The organism is Massilia sp. DJPM01 (assembly GCF_030348125.1).
In the GTDB taxonomy this organism is placed as follows: Bacteria; Pseudomonadota; Gammaproteobacteria; order Burkholderiales; family Burkholderiaceae_D; genus Telluria_A; species Telluria_A frigida.
Genome location: NZ_JAQOZV010000060.1, coordinates 14,737 through 29,363, shown reverse-complemented (window position 1 = coordinate 29,363; position 14,627 = coordinate 14,737). Strand labels below are relative to the sequence as shown.

At 65.3% G+C, this 14,627-nt stretch carries 15 protein-coding genes; 3 read left to right on the top strand and 12 right to left on the bottom strand.

The features are described 5' to 3' along the window. Positions 1-32 precede the first annotated feature (32 nt). The 7 genes from PO883_RS28250 to PO883_RS28220 form a co-directional block, all read right to left on the bottom strand. Positions 33-695 (bottom strand): hypothetical protein, encoded by a 663-nt coding sequence (locus PO883_RS28250; RefSeq protein ID WP_289312724.1) that lies wholly within the window; start codon positions 693-695, stop codon positions 33-35. After that, positions 679-1,752 carry an aminotransferase class I/II-fold pyridoxal phosphate-dependent enzyme gene (locus tag PO883_RS28245; RefSeq protein ID WP_289312723.1) on the bottom strand — a complete coding sequence of 358 codons (1,074 nt, stop codon included), beginning with the start codon at positions 1,750-1,752 and terminating at the stop codon, positions 679-681. Before PO883_RS28245 ends, PO883_RS28250 begins: the two co-directional genes overlap by 17 nt. A 13-nt stretch (positions 1,753-1,765) precedes the next feature. Next, positions 1,766-3,901, bottom strand: a complete 2,136-nt coding sequence (locus PO883_RS28240; protein ID WP_289312722.1) for an 8-amino-7-oxononanoate synthase — start codon at positions 3,899-3,901, stop codon at positions 1,766-1,768. 10 nt (positions 3,902-3,911) lie between these two features. Continuing rightward, complete coding sequence (locus tag PO883_RS28235) at positions 3,912-5,231, bottom strand: hypothetical protein (protein ID WP_289312721.1); 1,320 nt, start codon at positions 5,229-5,231, stop codon at positions 3,912-3,914. 5 nt (positions 5,232-5,236) lie between these two features. After that, positions 5,237-5,944, bottom strand: a complete 708-nt coding sequence (locus PO883_RS28230; protein WP_289312720.1) for a hypothetical protein — start codon at positions 5,942-5,944, stop codon at positions 5,237-5,239. 58 nt (positions 5,945-6,002) lie between these two features. Continuing rightward, complete coding sequence (locus PO883_RS28225) at positions 6,003-6,605, bottom strand: hypothetical protein (protein WP_289312719.1); 603 nt, start codon at positions 6,603-6,605, stop codon at positions 6,003-6,005. Positions 6,606-6,675: 70 nt separating this feature from the next. Next, on the bottom strand, positions 6,676-6,804 hold the full coding sequence (locus tag PO883_RS28220; protein WP_289312718.1) for a hypothetical protein: 129 nt from the start codon (positions 6,802-6,804) through the stop codon (positions 6,676-6,678). Between the two features lie 122 nt (positions 6,805-6,926). Here PO883_RS28220 and PO883_RS28215 point away from each other — a divergent pair, with 122 nt between their 5' ends. Next, the gene (locus PO883_RS28215; protein WP_289312717.1) at positions 6,927-7,724 is read left to right on the top strand and encodes an isocitrate lyase/phosphoenolpyruvate mutase family protein; all 798 of its coding nucleotides are present in this window, start codon (positions 6,927-6,929) and stop codon (positions 7,722-7,724) included. 7 nt (positions 7,725-7,731) lie between these two features. Here the strand turns inward: PO883_RS28215 and PO883_RS28210 are convergent, their stop codons facing one another. From PO883_RS28210 to rpsO, 3 genes are all read right to left on the bottom strand, one after another. Next, positions 7,732-8,127 carry a DOPA 4,5-dioxygenase family protein gene (locus PO883_RS28210; protein ID WP_289312716.1) on the bottom strand — a complete coding sequence of 132 codons (396 nt, stop codon included), beginning with the start codon at positions 8,125-8,127 and terminating at the stop codon, positions 7,732-7,734. 92 nt (positions 8,128-8,219) lie between these two features. Continuing rightward, on the bottom strand, positions 8,220-10,337 hold the full coding sequence (gene pnp, locus PO883_RS28205) for a polyribonucleotide nucleotidyltransferase (protein WP_289312715.1): 2,118 nt from the start codon (positions 10,335-10,337) through the stop codon (positions 8,220-8,222). 164 nt (positions 10,338-10,501) lie between these two features. Then, complete coding sequence (gene rpsO, locus PO883_RS28200) at positions 10,502-10,771, bottom strand: 30S ribosomal protein S15 (protein ID WP_054263682.1); 270 nt, start codon at positions 10,769-10,771, stop codon at positions 10,502-10,504. A 177-nt stretch (positions 10,772-10,948) separates the two neighbouring features. Here rpsO and PO883_RS28195 point away from each other — a divergent pair, with 177 nt between their 5' ends. After that, a complete protein-coding gene (locus PO883_RS28195) occupies positions 10,949-11,452 on the top strand; it encodes a hypothetical protein (RefSeq protein WP_289312714.1) in 504 nt (167 codons plus the stop codon). 71 nt (positions 11,453-11,523) lie between these two features. On the opposite strand, the gene PO883_RS28190 is transcribed toward PO883_RS28195, so the two are convergent. Together PO883_RS28190 and PO883_RS28185 are read right to left on the bottom strand one after the other, a co-directional pair. Next, on the bottom strand, positions 11,524-12,645 hold the full coding sequence (locus PO883_RS28190; protein WP_289312713.1) for a glycosyl hydrolase family 18 protein: 1,122 nt from the start codon (positions 12,643-12,645) through the stop codon (positions 11,524-11,526). A gap of 219 nt (positions 12,646-12,864) precedes the next feature. Then, positions 12,865-13,641, bottom strand: coding sequence for an ABC transporter substrate-binding protein (locus PO883_RS28185; RefSeq protein ID WP_289312712.1), 777 nt, complete (start codon positions 13,639-13,641; stop codon positions 12,865-12,867). 272 nt (positions 13,642-13,913) lie between these two features. Here PO883_RS28185 and PO883_RS28180 point away from each other — a divergent pair, with 272 nt between their 5' ends. After that, positions 13,914-14,627 (top strand): hypothetical protein, encoded by a 714-nt coding sequence (locus tag PO883_RS28180; RefSeq protein ID WP_289312711.1) that lies wholly within the window; start codon positions 13,914-13,916, stop codon positions 14,625-14,627.

The following is a 14,627-nucleotide window of genomic DNA, read 5'->3' as shown; positions in this document are numbered from 1 at the left end:
ATCTCCTTGGATTGATGAAGCGATGGCGAACGTCAGCGCCAGGATTCGCCGAGCAGCTCGGCCTCGAATTCGGTGCGCTGGTTGGTCAGCACTGGTTTTTTCTTGCCGCTGCCGGCTGAACCGACACCCATATTCTTGTGCAAGGTCTTTTCGACGTCGCGGCGCGCGTTGCGGTCCAGCGTGGATTCGGCCACGAACACCTTATGCTTGGCCACGTCCAGTCCCAGCATGGTGGCGCACAGCAGATGCTGCTGGAGGCGGCGCCGCACACTGCCGGCCTGGCCGCTGTAAGCGCGCTTGCGGCCATCGGAAGTGAACTCGATCAGGTACAGGCCCGCCACGTTGGGCTTGAGGGCGTTCACCGCATCGCGCAGGAAGCCGTAGGACTTGTACACGGGCCGCTCCTTGGGCGGCATTTGCTGCAGCGCCGGCTGGATGGTCTTGGGCACTTCATCGTACGGCTCGTCGTCCTGCGCGTACGGCGCGTCGTCGGGCGGGGCGCGGTACGGATACGGTTCCGGCCACGGCGCCAGCACCGGGTAGCGCCAGCCGCCCCACGCCGGCCGGCGCGGCGCTGGCGGCCTGGCCGGCCAAGTGCGCCCCATCGGGGGCCGTGGCGCGCGCGCCGGCGCCCCACGGCGTGCGCCGCGCTCTTGTTCCATCCCGAATTCCAGCATTTCAAATTCCGTATTCATGCTCCCTCCTTGTGTGTCCGGCTGAACCTGTCTGCGCGCGCAGGCAGGCCGCCAGCAGCGCCAGTGCGCGTTCGATGTCGTGCGGCGCATGGCGCGCCGTGACGATGAAACTGAGCGTGGCCTGCGCGCCCGCCCGCTGCAGCACCGCATCGACGCCGGCGCTGCGCAGGCAGGCGTGCAGCGCCACGCCATCGGTGTGACGTCCCAGCGCCAGCGTCTGCACCGGAAACGCGCTGGCACGCAGTGCGATGCCATGCCTGGCCGCGCTGGCGCGCCACTGCGCCACGCGGCACCACAAACGCCGCCGCAGCTGGTCGCCGTGCGCGCGGTTGATGCGCAGCGCGGCCAGCGCGGCCCGGATCGAGGCCACCGACGGCGGGCTGGAATGCACGCGCGCCTGGCTCGATTGCCCGAAGCGCCGCACCAGGTCCGCGCTGGCGCACAGCACCGCCAGCGGCGCGCCGAAGGCCTTCGACAGCGAACTGCCGACCACCACATGCGGCCCGTCGATGCCGTGGCGGCGCAGCGAACCGCCACCGCCGCTGCCAAACAGGCCGATGACCTGGGTGTCGTCCAGCACCAGCCAGCCGCCCGCCTCGCGCGCCAGCGCGGCGTAGGCTGCCAGCGGCGGCGCCTGGGCCGCGCCGGGCGAGTAGCCGTCAGCCAGGATCAGCGGACGCCTGCCCTGGCGCTGCGCCGCGGCGGACAGCTGCCTCAGCGCGCCCAGGTCGGCATGGGCGAACACCGTGAGCGGCGTGCCCCTGGCCGCCACGCGTTCGGCCCCGACCCGCGCAATCGGGTAGCTGGCGCCGTCGACCAGGATCGCCACCGGGGCCTGCGCCATCAGCTCGAACAGGTCGCAGAACAGGTGCAGGGTCGATGGCAGCAGGGTCGCCGCCTCGCAGCCGCACAGCAGCGCCAGCGCCGCCGCCAGTTGCGCCGCGCCGGGCGGCTCGCCGCTGGCCGCCGGCCGCCCCAGGGTCAGCGCATCCCACTCGCCCAGCGCGGTGCTGGGATGGCGCAGGCCCAGGTACAGGGCGTTGGCGAAGTCGAGCATGTGGCGGGCTTGCTCACGCCATCCGCGCTTGCTGGTCCAGGCGCTGGCGCAGCAGGATCGAGGGCAAGGTGCCTTCCGCCTTCGGATCGCGCGCGTCGACCGTCAGGTCGACCCCGGTGGCGGCGCGGTAGGCGTGGATGTAGCCCTGGATCTGCGGGCGCCAGAAGCGCGCCCAGTTGAAGGCCTGGGTCGGCTCGTAGATATCGCTCCAGGCGCCGTAGCGCACCGACAGCAGTACCTGTTCGCCGAACATGGCCAGGCTGCGGAAGTGCATCACGCTGGTGTCCGACCATCCCTGCAGCTTCTTCATGGCGTCCACCCGGTCCATCCACGGTTCCGGATAGGCGACCATGATGCGGGTCGGGAGGAACTCGCGGAACTCGGGCCGCGCCAGCATCCACTGCTGCATCAGCATTTCGATGCGCGCCGTCGACGGCAGGTCGCCGAACTGGTTGTGCGCGCCCTGCGACAGGATCAGGTGCACTTCCTTGAGGCCGTTCAAGACCGGGAAGGCGTCGGCCTTGACGGTGGTGTCGTCGTCCTGGCGGTAGAAGGAGGTGCACAGGCGCAGCAGGTAGTGGAAGGCTTCCAGGAATTTCGAGCGCGTGTCGGCCGGGCGGAAATGCTGGACCGCCTTGCCGTCGAGGCGCACGCCGTAATGATGGTCGTACTCGTAATTGCGGCGGACCACGGTAAGGCGATGCTGTTCGTCCTGGGTGTAGCCCCAGATCAGGTTATTCAGTGGGCGCAGCGGATCGATTTCAAGGTTCGCCAGCGGATCGTCGCGGCCCAGCGCGCGCACGTTCTGGAAGCGCTGGGTGATCGCGTTCATGGTCTGCACCAGCATCCCCTCTTCGTGCCAGTAAGACCAGATCAGCTCCAGCAGGCAAGGGTTGGCCAGCTTTTGCTGGACGATGCCGAAGCACAGATCGGCCTCGCCCTCCTGCCCGCGCAGCAGATGGATCGGCACGTCCGGCAGCTTGCGCCGGATGATGGCCAGGTACGGCAGCACCTTGGTGCCGTCGACCGTCTCTTCCAGGTAATCGGCATTGAAGGTGGTTTCCAGGTCGGGCGTGGCGGGAATGTCGCGCCGGTCCAGGTAGGCCTGGTCCTCGGTCGGGTTGAAGCGCATCGGATCGCTCAAGACCCCGCAGTTGACCATCACGAACGCTTCGGTCGCCACTTTCAGCACGCGGTAGGCATCCGAATCGTTGAAGGGCAGCGCGCGGCGCTGGCGCAGCTGCTCGAACAGCTTGTTCTTGGCCTCGAAGCCGGGGCCGCGGTTGCCCGGAGTGCAGAACAGCGCATCCATGAAGTTCAGGTAGTTCGAGAACGACATCGCATCGGTACTGTTGCGGATCAGGGTCCACAGTGGCAGGTCGTCGGTCGGCTCGGTTTCGGTGCGCGTCAGCGACACTCCGATGCTGCCCGATATGGGTGTCGGCGTGCGCTCGTCGGCGACGAAACCCTGGCGGATGCCGATCAGGGCCGGCGCGCCCGGCTCCGCCGCGATGCCCGGCTCCGGCGCCGCGGCCGCGGCCGCATGGCCAGCGCCGCCGATGACGACCGGGCGGCGTGCGAATGCCAGCACCGCCTCGAACTGCTGCGGCCCGGCATGACGCACCACGCGCGACAACACGTACGGATCGCCCTCGCGCGCGATCCACCCGGGTGCGGGCATGACGCGCACATGAGGCTTCAGGTCGGACTGGTTGCCGGAAAAGCAGATCGTCGCCACCACCCGGTCCGACACGCGCGCCACGCTGCAGGTGTTGGACTGGCAGTCGACCGTCTCGTAACTGAGTTCGGCCCGCAGTTTCAGCTCCAGCTGGAAGCAGACCACGGCGCGGCAGCCGCCATCGATCTGCACCAGGCGCGGAGCGGTCAGCGGATAGTGTTCGTACACCACCACATAACTGCCCGGCGCCAGGTTGGCGATGGTGGCCTGCCCTGTGCCGCCGGTGACGGCGGTCGCCTCCGGCATGGCCCCCGACGGCGCCCAGCTGGACGCATCGAAACTGCCCGCGCCGCCCGGGTGGCGATACACGCTGACCATCCCGTCCGACGCCGGCGCGCCGGTCTGGGCCTCGTGCACGGTCACCTCGAGCGACCCCGCGCGGGCTTCCTTCACATTGTTCTTGCTGCTCATGTCAATCTCCTTAGTGGAAAGTCAAAGGTGCCCGGGCAAGCGCCGGCGCTCGCGCGTCCAGCGAGGCGCACAGGAAGCTGGTATCGAGTGTGCTGCGCAGCGCCCAGTGCGTCAGCAGTTTGGCCAGCAGGACGTTTTCGTCCTCCGGCCCGACCAGGCCATCGGCGCGCGCCTGGCCCAGCACCGCGAACACCAGCGACGGCGGCGCGCGGTACATCTGCGCGGGCGCGCCCTCCCAGCGCCGGTACAAGGCGGAGAGCGCGGCCGGCTGGCGCCGCGCCACATCGAGCACCTCGGGCAGGGTCTTGCCGCGCAGCGCGGCCGGCCGGTGCCGCACCAGCAGCCCGACAAAGTCGTGCATGCCGCGCCGCAGCCGCCCCAACAGGTCGACCGTCTCCGGCGCCAGCGTGGCGCTCGGGTAGTAGTCGTGCCACACATTGGCCAGGCGCTCCCACTGCGGATGCGGATACAGGGCCTGCCCCATCGCGCAACTGAGCATCACGCGGATCCACGGGATCGGATGGGGATCGTCGGGACTGAGGCGAAACACGAACACGCGCGGCAGGCTGACCACCCCGATCAGGCCCAGGGTCGAGACCACGCCGACCCGCGCCACCGACCAGAAATCGGCCACGATCTCGGAAATCCAGCGTTCCCACCACTGCCACACCTCGCGCTGGGCCGGGTCGCTTTGCTGCATCGCCTGCAGTTCGGGGCGCAGCGAATTGACCAGGTCGAGCAGGGCCGCGCCCTGGTGTCCGACCTCGTGGATCAGCGACGAGGCGATGCCGCTGCCGATCATGCGTTCGCGCGGCACCCGCACCACCGCCACCGGGTTCTCGCCGCCGCCCGGCAGGCGGGTGCGCGCGCGCCGGATCGCCGCGCCCGGCCCTCGGTCCAGATAACAGACCACGGGCGGCAGGCGGTAATAGTCGCCCGGCAGGGACAGGGCGTCGGCCGCGACCGCGTCCAGGCCGGACAGCCAGACCCCGTTTTCATGCTCGCTGCGCTGCGTAATGACGTCGTTGAACAGGTCGAACTGGGTCAGCGTGGCATTGAACTTGAGGCGCAAGAAGGTGAAGCGGCGCTGCGCCTCGGACGCGCTGGCGGTGTCGCGCGCGCCGGCCAGCCAGTGCTGGAAGGCCGCGACCAGCGCCTGCAGCTCGCGCCGCCCCGTGACCAGATAGCGCTCGAGCGCCGCCTGGGCCGACGGCAGCAGCGCGGCCGCCGGTACCATGGGCTCGATCAGGGCAAAGGGGCGGACCCGCGCCAGCCTGGTTTGCAGGGAGCGCGCTTCCTGTTCGAGCAGCGACGAGGCATACGGGCTCATGACAGTCAGGCGCCGTAGAGGACGATCTTGTTGCCCTGACGGCTCCAGCGGCCGCTGGCGCCACGCCCGCCGCCGCTGCCCATGCCGCTGCTGGCGCCGCCCAGTCCCGCACCAGCGCCGCCACAGCTCCCGCAGCCGCCGCCGGCCGCGCCGCGTCCGAGCAAACCTGGCGCATGCTGGCGCGCGGCGGCCGTTGCCGCATTCTGGGCGATGGAGCGCGGGTCGCCCGAGGCCGGCGCCTGCGATGCTTTCTGCACCGTGTCGGCGGCCAGGCGCACGAACTGGCGGGCGCCTTCGAACTCGCGGTCTTCGCCGCTCATTTCCCCTTCCAGCCCGAGCGCGCCGCCGGCGGCCGAGGCCAGGCCGCTGCCGATCTTGGCGCCCAGCGGGCCGCCGAAATAGCCGCCGATGGCGCCACCGGCGAGCGGCAGGGCTTTCTTGGCCACGCCTTTGAGCACGCCGCCGACGGCCTGCCCGATCGGCGAGCGGATCACGCGGCCGGCCGTGGCGCCGACCTTGCGAATGAAGTCGCCCAGGAAGCGGTCAAGCTCCGCTTCGTTGTTCACGTTGAGCAGCTCTTGTGCGAATTCGGCTTCCTGCTGTTCGTTCAGGCCCGATTCGCCGCTCCACTCTCCCTGGCCGAACTCGAACTGTTCGCCCTCGTAGCTGGTTTCCTGGCCATATTCCATTGTCGTGCGGTCGATGTCATGCATGATGCGCTCCCAAAGAAGAGTGAAACAACAAAATGCCCGGATGGACGATCCGTCCGGATCAGCAATCGTGAAGAATCAATTGGCCCGCCTGGCGGGTCCAGCGTCCGTGCGTGGCCGGCGGCAGCGCGATGCGCGGCAGCAGGCCAGGTGCGTGTTGGCGCGCGGCGGCTTGCACGGCGGCGCGCGCGCCCTGCGCCGAGGCGCTGCCAGCCTTGCCGGCGTGGCGCGCGGCTTCGTCGGCAAGGCGTACCAATTGGCGCGCCAGGATGAATTCCTTGTCCTCGGGGCTGAGGCCTTCGAGTTCGAGGCCGAGCAAGCGTGCACCGAGGTTGATGCGCACGCTCTTGCCGTGCGCGCTTGCCAGGCCGGGGCGCAGCGGCGTCAGGATCGGCTGCAAGGCGCGCAGCAGTTCGGTGATCAGCAGCGGTCCCATTGGCGAACGCGCCACGCGCGCACCGAGCACGCCGGCGCCGGCGATGGCGCGGCCCAGCACGCGCCGCAGGTCGGCCGGCTGGTCCGCTTCCAGCAGTTCGGCGGCCAGCGCCAGGTCGGCGCTGTCGTCGGAAAGCGGGCCGGCCTCGGATTCCTGCACCTCGGCGCGCGGCGTGGCCTTGGTGAAGATGTCGAAGACCGGACTGTATTCAAGCAGGCGACGGTTCACGGGCAACCCCTCTGTTCAATGGTGGATGCGCGTGGAAGTAAGGTTGATGCTGCTGCGCGTCCTGATCCATCTATTGCAAGGGCTGTGCCAGCGCGCGCAAGGAGCGAACGGCCAGTTTGGCGGCGGTGGCGGCGAAATGCGTTTCGGACAAGCCGCCGTTCGGGCCGGCGTGGCGAAAAGCGTTTCGCACCCGCCGCATGCACCCATTCCTGCGAGGGGCCTGGCGGACGTATTTTCGTGGAACCGGTATAGTGATATCAATAGCGCAACAAGCGTTTGGTGATTACGCCGGCCCGGTTTGACATCCACAAAGGAGAAATGATGCAAGTCAGTAAAGACATTCTGTTCCACGCACTGCACGCCGATGGCTTGCTGATGCTGCCCAATTGCGCTGACGCGGGCAGCGCGCGCATTGCCGCGGCGGCGGGCTCGAAGGCGCTGGCCACGAGCAGCGCAGCGGTCGCCTGGTCGCATGGCTTCGCCGACGGCAGCACCCTGCCGCGCGCGCTGCTGATAGCGTCCGTCAAGGCGATCTTGCGGGTCAGTTCCCTGCCGCTGACGGTCGATGCGGAGGATGGCTATAGCGCCGATCCCGCGCAGGTCGCCGGGCTGATTGGCGAGTTGATCGATGCTGGTGTGGTCGGCATCAATATTGAAGATGGCACCGGCGCGCCGGCGCTGCTGGCGGAAAAGATCAGGGCGATCCGGGCAGTTGCCGACGCGCGCGGCGTGAACCTGTTCATCAATGCCCGCACCGATGTCTATTTGCACGAGCAGACCACTGAGCGCGTGCGTGAGACCCTCCGGCGCGCCGCCTTGTACCAGGAAGCCGGCGCCAGCGGCCTGTTCGTGCCCTGCATTACCACCGAGGATGACATCGCGGCCGTGGCCAAGGCAACGCCCCTGCCGCTCAATGTGATGGCGTGCGATGGCGTGCCGGCGCCGGCGCGCCTGGCGCAACTGGGCGCGCGGCGCCTGAGCGCCGGTTCGGCCATCTCGGAGGCGATGTTCGGCTGCGCCGATACCCTGACCCGCCAATTCCTCGACAGCGGCACGGTCGCTGTCGCGCCATATGCGCCGATGGACTATTCAGCGCTGAACCGGCTGATGACGCAGTAAGGCCAGCCTAGAACGCCGACTTGCCGAAGCGCGCCACGCCCTGGTTCACGCCGGGCGGGTCCAGGGTTTCCAGCTTGAGCGGCAGCGGTTCGCCGATCCAGTGCGCCAGGGTGGTGTGGTCGGCCAGGTCGTCGTCGGTCAGCGGGTGCACCAGGGCGCGCAGGCCGGACGCTTCGAGCAGCGCAATGACCGCCGGCAGCATGGCGGCGCTGTAGTGGATCTCGTATTCGGGCAGCGGATGCGGGCCGGCCGCGTGCTCGCTTAATTCGCCGACAAAAAACAGCTGGGCAATAGCGCCGGACTGTTTGGCATCGAGCAAACGCTGACGCAAGGCCAGTGCCTGCGGGCGCGTGGCGTCGTCGTAGTAAATGTGGGCGTGGTACGGAGCGTTGAGGTCATCCATGAGCGTTGTCCTTTTCTTGATTGAATAGCGTGAAAAAAACCGCCAGGGCTTGCGCGCTGGCGGTTTTTTTTACAGGCGTGAGCCGCTAACGATTACTGAGCAGCCGCTTCCGCGCCTTCAGCAGCTTTCATCGACAGCTTGAGGCGGCCGCGGTCGTCGGTTTCGAGAACCTTGACGCGCACTTGCTGGCCTTCTTTCAGGTAGTCGGCAACCGCGTTCACACGCTCGTTGGCGATCTGCGAGATGTGCAGCAGGCCATCCTTGCCTGGCATGACCTGAACGATCGCACCGAAGTCGAGCAGCTTGAGCACAACGCCGTCGTAGGTCTTGCCTACTTCGACCGAGGCGGTCAGTTCTTCGATGCGGCGCTTGGCTTCCTGGCCGGCTGCGGCGTCGACCGACGCGATGGTGACGATACCTTCATCGCTGATGTCGATCTGGGTGCCGGTTTCTTCGGTCAGCGCGCGAATGACGGCGCCGCCCTTGCCGATGACGTCACGGATTTTTTCAGGATTGATCTTGATGGTGATCAGGCGCGGTGCGAAATCCGACAGTTCGGTTTTCACGTGCGGCATGGCCTTCTGCATTTCGCCCAGGATATGGTCGCGGCCTTCTTTGGCTTGCGCCAGTGCCACTTGCATGATTTCCTTGGTGATGCCCATGATCTTGATGTCCATCTGCAGCGCGGTAATGCCATTGGCGGTACCGGCTACCTTGAAGTCCATGTCGCCCAGGTGATCTTCGTCGCCCAGAATGTCGGACAGGACGGCGAACTTGCCGCCTTCCTTGATCAGGCCCATGGCGATACCGGCCACGTGCGCTTTCATCGGCACGCCGGCATCCATCAGCGCCAGGCAGCCGCCGCAGACGGAAGCCATCGACGAGGAACCGTTCGATTCGGTGATTTCCGATACCAGGCGCACCGAGTAGCTGAAGTCTTCCGGGTTGGGCAAGGCGGCGATCAGCGCGCGCTTGGCCAGGCGGCCGTGGCCGATTTCGCGACGCTTCGGCGTACCGACACGGCCGGTTTCGCCGGTGGCGAACGGAGGCATGTTGTAGTGCATCATGAAGTCATCGGTGTACTCGCCCATCAGCGCATCGATCTTCTGGCTGTCGCGCGCGGTGCCGAGGGTAGCCACGACCAGCGCTTGCGTTTCGCCGCGGGTGAACAGGGCCGAACCGTGGGTGCGTGGCAGGATGCTGGTGCGGATCGCGATCGGACGCACGGTGCGGGTGTCGCGGCCGTCGATGCGTGGCTCGCCGTTGAGGATCTGCGAACGCACGACTTTGGCTTCGATGTCGAACAGGACGTTGCCAACGTCGACATTGTCCGGCTGGGCGATGCCGGTGGCGGCAGCGTCAGCGGCCAGGGCGGCGTAGACTTCCTGGAACGAGGCTTTCAGCTTGGCGGTACGGGCAACCTTGTCCTTGATCTGGTAGGTGTCGTTGATGTTCGTTTCAGCCAGTTCCTTGACGCGGGCGATCAGCGCTTCGTTCTTGGCCGGGGCGGTCCATTCAACTTCCGGCTTGCCGCCGTCGCGCACCAATTCGTGGATCGCATCGATCACGACTTTCATCTGGTCATGGCCGTAGACGACGGCGCCGAGCATGATTTCTTCGGACAGTTGCTTGGCTTCCGATTCGACCATCAGCACGGCCGTTTCGGTACCGGCAACAACCAGGTCCATCTCGGATGTTTTCAGTTGTGTCGTGGTCGGGTTCAGGATGAACTGGCCGTTGGCGTAGCCGACGCGCGCGGCGCCGATCGGGCCGCTGAACGGGATGCCGGAGACGCACAGGGCAGCCGAAGCGCCGATCATGGCGGCGATGTCCGGATCGATCTCAGGATTGACCGACAGCACGTGGATGATGATCTGAACTTCGTTCAGGTAGCCTTCTGGGAACAGCGGGCGGATCGGACGGTCGATCAGGCGGCTGGTCAGGGTTTCTTTTTCGGAAGGACGGCCTTCGCGCTTGAAGAAACCGCCCGGGATTTTACCGGCTGCGTACGTTTTCTCGACGTAGTCGACCGTCAGCGGGAAGAAATCCTGGCCTGGCTTGGCGTCTTTGCGCGCAACCACGGTAGCCAGGACGACGGTGTCTTCGATCGACACCATGACGGCGCCGGAGGCTTGACGGGCGATTTCGCCGGTTTCCAGGGTAACTTGGTGTTGGCCGTACTGGAAGGTTTTCGTAACTTTATTAAACATGGGTAATCCCTTTCTATTTGCCGACAGATTTTCAGGCGCTGTCGTCCACCTCACCACAGGCAACATTGCTTGTTGCCTTTACTACTTTTTGGGGACTAGAAATGCAAAATGCCCGCAACAGCAAGCTGTGCAGGCATTTCTTGATCAACTTGGATCGGCAAAAATTACTTGCGCAGGCCGAGTTTAGCGATCAGATCGCGATAACGGGTTGCGTCTTTGCTTTTCAGGTAGGACAGCAGGCTCTTACGACGGTTGACCATCATGATCAGACCACGGCGCGAGTGGTGATCTTTCGCGTGAGCTTTGAAGTGGCCGTTCAGTTCGTTGATGCGTGCGGTCAGCAGAGCGACCTGAACTTCAGGGGAGCCGGTGTCGTTTTGCGCACGGGCGTTGTCCGCGATGATCGCGGCTTTGTTGATGTTTTCTACGGTCATGATGATACCTTTCACATGCGGTGCACGAGTCGCAACCCGACACACCGTGAACTTCGATTGATGAACCGGCCAAAACGGCCAGACCCGCAAGTATATGCGAAAACCGGGCGTGCTGCCAGTGATGCTTGCCCGCGACTGGTGCATGATGGTGTTTTGGTCCTTTCCATGGTGGTTTTTATGCAAAAACTAGTCAAAGTAGCAATCCTGAGCGCGCTGCTGGCCTTGGCCGGCTGCGCGGCGATGATGCGCACGCCACCAGTCCCGGGCGACACGCTCGAGGTGGTGCGCGCCAAGTTCGGCGAGCCGACCGCAGTGCATCCCCTGCCGGCGGGCCAGGTGCTCGAATATGCGACCGGGCCGTTCGGCCAGTTCACCTGGATGGCGCGCATGGGGCCGGACGGCCGGCTGGCCGCGTTCGAGCAGGTGCTGGGTGATGTGGGGTTCGGGCGCATCAAGATCGACAAGGCGAACAAGGCCGATGTGATGGTGACTGTGGGACGCCCGGCCGAACGTTCCTACCTTTCGCTGTCGGACCTGGAGGTGTGGTCGTACCGCTATAAAGAGAGCGGCGTGTGGAATTCGATGATGCACGTGCATTTCGACCGCAACGGCATCGTCAGGAAGATGATCAGCGGGCCGGACCCGATGTATGAGGAAAAGCGGGGTTTTTTCAGGGATTGAGGAGACCCGAGACGCACGCCGCGGGGTAGCCGCCCACGCCGATGCGGGCGGCCGCGCAGGGGCGATGACGATCAGCCGGGCAGCGCCCCAACGGCGCCCTGATCCGGCCCGCACCACGCGCCGTGCCCGCACCATGCTCTGACGAGCTCGCCGAGCAGTGTCGCGTTGGCATCCGTCTCGAACGCGTAAACCATCATGCCCGCGTATTGTTGCTCTTTGAGCAATGCCACGGTAGCGGTGACAGGGAGCGCCGAAGGAGCCTCAAAGCCCAAGGCCAACCTGGTCGACTTCATGAATTTTGTATACGGGCGAAGACGCGAGTCGGGATCGCAGTCGAAATAGCTCATCTCCCAACCGTAGGTGAGCGTCTCTCCCAGCGTCATCTTGTTATACACAGGCGCGAAAGCGCCGTGGTCTGCGTACAGGGCCTTGGAAAGAATCTTGTTGGGCATCCTCTCCTTGATTTTGCTTGTCACCGTTACCAGCGGCACGACTGGCTTTGACGGTGGATCGGAATATTCGTCGTCGATGTCGATGCCATCCAGGCCGTAGGTGCCGACCACACAGACCAACTGGTCGACGAAATTATCCGCCAGTTCGCTTGTAGGGAAATTGCTCCAGCCGGCGGCGTCATGGTTGCCCAGGAATGTCAGCAGTACCGTAATGCCGCGCGCTTGCAAGCTAGCGATAGCACCCGAATTGAGCGTCTCGAACGTGCGCGCGTTGGCGCAGGCGTAAGCGCCTCCCGCCGGCGGCGCGAAGTCGGGTGCAAGCGCCTTGTACCCGACTTCGAGCGCCGCGTTGAGGTTTGCCGCGAAAATGCAGGCTATATCGACTGCGGCATTGCCGTCAGTATCAACGTAGCACAGCACTTTCAGCAGATTCTCCGCGCTGATATTATTCACGTAGGCGATGCTCAGCCCGCTTTTGGTATAGCCGTCCGCCTGCGGCGCACTGCCGGGTGAAGGCGTTCCGGTAAAAAAAGCACAATCTCCGGCGTTCAATTGTCGCGGTGAAGGCCATGCGGGATTGGAAACCGCCATCGGCTCGCGGCAGTGGAAAAAGTAAGCAATCTCCGGGTCAAGAAGCGCGTGTCGACGCGCTTGCTCGGGCGTGCAGTTTGGCACAACGCTGACCAATGAATTCCAGGCATTTTCCGTGACTGCTGTATTGACCGATTTAATCCAAGGCATAGTCGAGCTCCGGGTGGCATTGATGGCGCAGGAAGCGCACGCGCGGCACGCCGGTGAAACGATAGCGCCAGATAAGAGCCAAAGCGGAAGCAATATCCACACCTGCCGAATTTTTTCAATGCAATCAACGCAGTACGCGCCAGCTCGCTCCCGCGTGTAAAATTTGTCGACACGGTTATCGCAAGCACGCACAAATGAAAGCTGGCGCGTCAATGACCTTTACCGGTCGACCGTCGCAGGCCGCTTGTCAGGCAGGTGCTGGCGCGGCGCCAGCCACCTCCGGTCGCTCCTTAAGGCCTCGAGCGCTCCCTGCAGGAAGCGGTACAGCTCGGGTTTGTCCAGCGGCACCAGCATGCTGCGCTCGTACGACGCCGTCCTGGGCCGGCTGGCCACATGCAGCAGCGTTGAATCCATGAAGGGATCGTTCCTGAGCGCGTCCAGGGTGGAACGGTCGACAATGGTAAAGTCCAGGCGCCGGTTCGAGACGATCATTTGCAGCGCATTCTTGATTTGCGGAACGTCGACGCGCGTGATGTCGCCAGCGGCAATGAACGGTTCCAGATCGGGAAAATGGTGACCGCTCGGGGCGCCGAAGCGCTTGCCGCGCAGCGAGCCGGGACCGTCGTACTCCAGCGGCGCCGCGCGTGACGATACCACCAGCGATTCGTCGTCCATCAAGGCAGCAGTCCAGCGATAGCGCGTGCGTCCGGGATCGTCAAAAAAGCGCGGATGCACCCATGCAACTACCATATTGACCGTCCCCTTCTGCAACAGCACATCGAGCCGCCGGCGCGGAATGTAGACCGATTCAAAATGGTAGCGTCCGCCAGCCATGCCGTTCAGCTTGCTCGCCAGCCGGGCGTTCAGCCCAGCGGATGGCTGGGCCGGCACGAACCAGGGCGCATAGTCATAATAGGTCACCAGTTGCACGGTGTCGGCGGCATGCGCAAGGCGCAGCGCGAGCACGGGTGCCAGCACCAGGCAGATCAGCCGCATAAGCGCGCCGTCGTCGACATTCCCATCCGTTCGTCACTCCCCCGGTCGCGTTCAAGGAACAAACCATTAGCGCACCATTTAACCATGATCGGACAACAAGCAGCGTCGCCTTGATACCGCTCCAGTAGCGTGCGCGATCCACACCGGCCGCGCCGCCGCGCGGGTTCGGCTGGCGCCCCCCAAGGCACCGCCGCACGCCACTTTTGCAAAGTCATAAAAAGAGACAAGTCCAGTTCTGTTACGCCAGCGAAACCATGCTTATACTTGCGCCCATGAACTTCGCTTTCACGCCACCTCCACGGCAACGCCACACCGCGGCATTGGCGCTGACCTTGCTCGTGCACGCTTTGCTGATTGTGGGCTGGCAATATGCCCGACGCCTCCCGCCAGTCGATCACGATACGGGGCAGAGCATCCAGTGGGTCACGGTCGCGCCGCAGGCCAGGCCGACGGCACCGGTGCCGCCAGCGCCGCCGGAGGCGAGAAAAACGGCCGGCGCAAGTAGCGCGGCGGCGCGCCCTGCCCCCGCCTCGCCGCCGCAAGCGCCGGCACAAGCAGTCACCGAACAGCCGGTGGAGGCGGTGACAGCCGACGCGCCATCCACGCCAACCCCGAGCGCGGCCGAGATCATGCGCCAGGCCAGAAGCAGCATCGGCAAAATCGACCAGGATTTGCGCAAGGCCCATCCCGGCCAGCCCATCACCGCCCCCGTGAGTAACGGCGCAAGCCGGCTGGCCCAGGGTTTGCAGGCGGCGGCCGATGCCGCACCGAACCGCTGGTACGAGGCGCCCAAGGTGACCGAGATTATCGATCCCGGCCCCTACAGCAGGCGGCGCTACCGCGTGGTCGGCGCCAACGGCACCTACTGCATCACGGTCGAATCGAACCACGCGCCCGATGGCCTGGACATCATGAAAAACGGCATCCAGCACAAGAAGACCAACTGCGAAAAAAGCGAACAGGCGGCCACCGAGCAGAAATGGTAA

Excerpts from the sequence above, each read along its gene's own strand:
- rpsO (WP_054263682.1), bottom strand. The coding sequence starts at position 10,771 with ATGACCGTAGAAAACATCAACAAAGCCGCGATCATCGCGGACAACGCC.
- PO883_RS28235 (WP_289312721.1), bottom strand. The coding sequence starts at position 5,231 with ATGAGCCCGTATGCCTCGTCGCTGCTCGAACAGGAAGCGCGCTCCCTG.
- PO883_RS28180 (WP_289312711.1), top strand. The coding sequence starts at position 13,914 with ATGAACTTCGCTTTCACGCCACCTCCACGGCAACGCCACACCGCGGCA.
- PO883_RS28210 (WP_289312716.1), bottom strand. The coding sequence starts at position 8,127 with ATGGATGACCTCAACGCTCCGTACCACGCCCACATTTACTACGACGAC.
- PO883_RS28250 (WP_289312724.1), bottom strand. The coding sequence starts at position 695 with ATGAATACGGAATTTGAAATGCTGGAATTCGGGATGGAACAAGAGCGC.
- pnp (WP_289312715.1), bottom strand. The coding sequence starts at position 10,337 with ATGTTTAATAAAGTTACGAAAACCTTCCAGTACGGCCAACACCAAGTT.
- PO883_RS28185 (WP_289312712.1), bottom strand. The coding sequence starts at position 13,641 with ATGCGGCTGATCTGCCTGGTGCTGGCACCCGTGCTCGCGCTGCGCCTT.
- PO883_RS28240 (WP_289312722.1), bottom strand. The coding sequence starts at position 3,901 with ATGAGCAGCAAGAACAATGTGAAGGAAGCCCGCGCGGGGTCGCTCGAG.
- PO883_RS28195 (WP_289312714.1), top strand. The coding sequence starts at position 10,949 with ATGCAAAAACTAGTCAAAGTAGCAATCCTGAGCGCGCTGCTGGCCTTG.
- PO883_RS28245 (WP_289312723.1), bottom strand. The coding sequence starts at position 1,752 with ATGCTCGACTTCGCCAACGCCCTGTACCTGGGCCTGCGCCATCCCAGC.
- PO883_RS28190 (WP_289312713.1), bottom strand. The coding sequence starts at position 12,645 with ATGCCTTGGATTAAATCGGTCAATACAGCAGTCACGGAAAATGCCTGG.
- PO883_RS28230 (WP_289312720.1), bottom strand. The coding sequence starts at position 5,944 with ATGCATGACATCGACCGCACGACAATGGAATATGGCCAGGAAACCAGC.
- PO883_RS28220 (WP_289312718.1), bottom strand. The coding sequence starts at position 6,804 with ATGCGGCGGGTGCGAAACGCTTTTCGCCACGCCGGCCCGAACGGCGGC.
- PO883_RS28215 (WP_289312717.1), top strand. The coding sequence starts at position 6,927 with ATGCAAGTCAGTAAAGACATTCTGTTCCACGCACTGCACGCCGATGGC.